We start from the raw sequence: 3168 nt of genomic DNA on the forward strand, positions 1-3168 counted from the left end.
TACTCTCCTGACTCCGAAATGACACGGCTTGCTGCTGTTTTCGTTTATATTTTCTTAAAAGCCTTTCGGCTTCATTGTTGGTGGTGGGCACTCTGGGGTCATGTAGAAACAGAAGATGATATTTCATATACTTTTCCATACTGTAGAACGGTAAATTATATGATGTTATATACCCCTACTCTAGTCAAAATAAATAAAGGATAAACATTAATTAAATGACTAAATTTAAGTCAAATTATTTAATGATTATCCTTTTTATGGTATTATATATAAAAATCTATAGAAAGAGAAGAGGATAGAAACCTCAACCTACCACAGTCTATTTTCTATCCTCCCAAAACCATTTTTATGATAACCTATTTTACGAAATACTTCAAGTCAATTAATCAAAAAAAATATAATTCTTTTATAGAAGATATTCCTATTTATAAGCTTTCCTGTAGTTGTGGGAAATCTGGATGTCTTACTAAACATGGATATTATAATCGTAACGTTAAAACCCCTAACGGAATCCTTAACCTACGTATATTAAGGCTCATTTGTAGTTCGTGTGGGAAAACACATGCAGTTTTTCCTATCTGTATAGTTCCTTATTCACAAATGATTCTACAAGATCATCTTAACATTATAAATACATATGTCAATGGCAATTCATTTAATCCTATTATGCTAAAAAATGAATACATAGATGAAAGCAATATCTCATATATAGTAAAACAGTTTCTACGGCACTGGAAAGAACGGCTTATCTCTTTTTCAATAGCAATTGATTCGCACATCGCACTCAGATGTTTAAAAACCTTTAAGCGTCAATTTATGCAAATTAAATGCATAGATAATATTTTATCGACACAAACCCACATAACCTAGTTTTACTATCCTTTTAAAGTAGTTTAAACTCCTAATATCACTAAAATTAAGGAGGTCTTTATCTATGGATGATGAAACAAAAAAGAAAATAGCTCTTTTTAGGTATGGAATTCTTGCACCAATTATAAGTGGTACTTATGATGAAGGTATGAGTGTAAAAGAGTTTTTTCGTGATGCTTCTAATAAAATATATACCAATCATAAAGGAGAGGATACAAAAGTTTCTATAACAACATTGGAAAGATGGTATTATAAATACAAAAAAGATGGTTTTGATGCACTGATGCCTAAACGTCGCTCAGATACAGGTAAATCCAGAAAATTGGATGGGGATATTATAGAACAAATCAAATTTTTAAAACAAGAATATCCAAGGCTTCCTGCGACTCTTATTTATCAAAAACTTGTTGATAATGGTACTATTACAAAATTAGATGTTTCTTTATCAACTGTAAACAGGTATATAAATCAATTAAAGTTAGAGAAAAAATATAATACTAATAAAGATATACGACGTTATGAAAGAGAACATATAAATGAAGTATGGTGTGGAGATAGTAGTGTTGGTCCTTATTTAAAGTTGGATGGCAAGAAAAAAAGAGTTTATATAATAGCACTAATTGACGATGCTTCGAGGTATGTAGTTGGTATAAATATTTTTTTCCATGATAACTTTGTAAATCTTATGTCTGTTATGAAATCAGCAGTTATAAAATTTGGCAAGCCAAAGGTTTTGAATTTTGACAATGGATCTGCTTACAAAAACAAACAAATGGAGCTTTTGGCAGCTCGTTTAGGTGTAACACTTAATTATTGTGCTCCTTATACTCCAATCAGTAAGGCCAAGATCGAAAGATGGTTTAGAACACTAAAAGATCATTGGATGGCAGGGCTAAATATGAATGATTATAAAAATATAGATGAACTTAGAAGTGACTTAATGAAATACGTTACTCACTATAATACATCTGTACACTCCTCATTAAATGGTCTGTCTCCTCAAGATAGATTTTTTAAAGAATCTCATATGATTAAACGATTAAGTGAAAACCATATAGATAAGTCATTTTTACTTGAATATGAACGTCGTGTATCTGCGGATAATGTAGTTATGATTGATGGAACTGAGTATGAAGTGGATTATCGTTATTCAAAGCAACGAATTACGTTACGATATTCACCTGATCTCAGTAAAATATACGTAGTAGATAAACAAACAGATGAATTAGTACCTATAAAGTTATTAAATAAGCATGAAAATGCAGTAATCAAAAGAGAAAAAGTAAAACTTACAGGAGGTATGTAATAATGGATTATATAAGTAGATATGGATTAGAATTTAACCCTTTCATAAAGAATGCAAATGAGGTAATTGTAGAAACAAGTGAATATAAAGAAATAATGTACAGATTAAATTATCTATTAAACAATAAGGGATTTGGAATTATAACTGGTAGTGCCGGACGAGGAAAAACTACTACCATAAGAAACTGGGCAAAAGGGCTTAATCCTTCGCTTTATAAAGTAATATATAGTTGTCTATCAACACTCACAGTAAATGAGTTTTATAAACAATTAGCTGTAGAATTCGGGTTAGAACCAATGCATAAAAAATCTGATAACTTTAAAATAATACAAGAAGAAATAAATAGATATGTACTTGAGAAAAGAATAACTCCTGTAATTATTATAGATGAAGCTAATTATATCAACAATGGAGTACTAAATGATCTTAAAATTTTATTTAACTTTGAAATGAATTCAAGAGACCGAGCAGTTATACTTCTAGTGGGATTACCACAATTAAATAATACATTAAGACTGGTTGCACACGAACCATTAAGGCAAAGAATAACCATGAATTATAGTATAGACAGTTTAAATAAAGAAGAAGCAAAAGAATATATATTAAATAAATTACGTGGAGCAAAAAGTAATGTAGAAATATTTAATAAAAATGCAATAGAGGCAATAATAAATGCAGCAAATGGAGTACCTAGAATAATTAATAAGATATGTAATTCTAGTCTTTTAATAGGTAATACTAAAAATGCAAATATAATTGATAGTGATATAGTGATGTTAGCAGTTAATGAAAATACATTAGCGTAAGATATAGAGAAAATCCATGAAAATCGTTTTATGATATTTGTGGATTTTTTTATTTAGATATGAAGACAAAAAACATTAAATATCATGAATAAATCGCATTAAATTATTTGAAGATAATAAATTAATGGGATATTTTAACACCAAATAAAATGAATAAAGTTCCATCAAATAAAGCGAAAATCAACA

The 3168-nt window shown here is 29.0% G+C and carries 3 protein-coding genes and 1 pseudogene; 3 read left to right on the forward strand and 1 reads right to left on the reverse strand.

The window, feature by feature from the left end; translation table 11 throughout:
• Nucleotides 1–172, reverse strand: a pseudogene (locus N4A55_RS17045) (IS66 family transposase); the annotation flags it as partial.
• 176 nt (nucleotides 173–348) lie between these two features.
• Here N4A55_RS17045 and N4A55_RS17050 point away from each other — a divergent pair.
• The 3 genes from N4A55_RS17050 to N4A55_RS09380 all read left to right on the forward strand — a co-directional run bounded on the left by N4A55_RS17050 (nucleotide 349) and on the right by N4A55_RS09380 (nucleotide 2982).
• Entirely contained in the window at nucleotides 349–870 is a 522-nt protein-coding gene (locus tag N4A55_RS17050; RefSeq protein ID WP_443083829.1) for a DUF6431 domain-containing protein, read from the forward strand.
• A 64-nt stretch (nucleotides 871–934) separates the two neighbouring features.
• A complete protein-coding gene (locus tag N4A55_RS09375) occupies nucleotides 935–2176 on the forward strand; it encodes a DDE-type integrase/transposase/recombinase (RefSeq protein ID WP_293755435.1) in 1242 nt (413 codons plus the stop codon).
• Between the two features lie 2 nt (nucleotides 2177–2178).
• Entirely contained in the window at nucleotides 2179–2982 is an 804-nt protein-coding gene (locus N4A55_RS09380; protein ID WP_293755437.1) for an ExeA family protein, read from the forward strand.
• Nucleotides 2983–3168: the final 186 nt, after the last annotated feature.

The sequence above is a fragment of the Vallitalea sp. genome (genome assembly GCF_025211055.1).
Classification (GTDB): Bacteria; Bacillota; Clostridia; order Lachnospirales; family Vallitaleaceae; genus Vallitalea.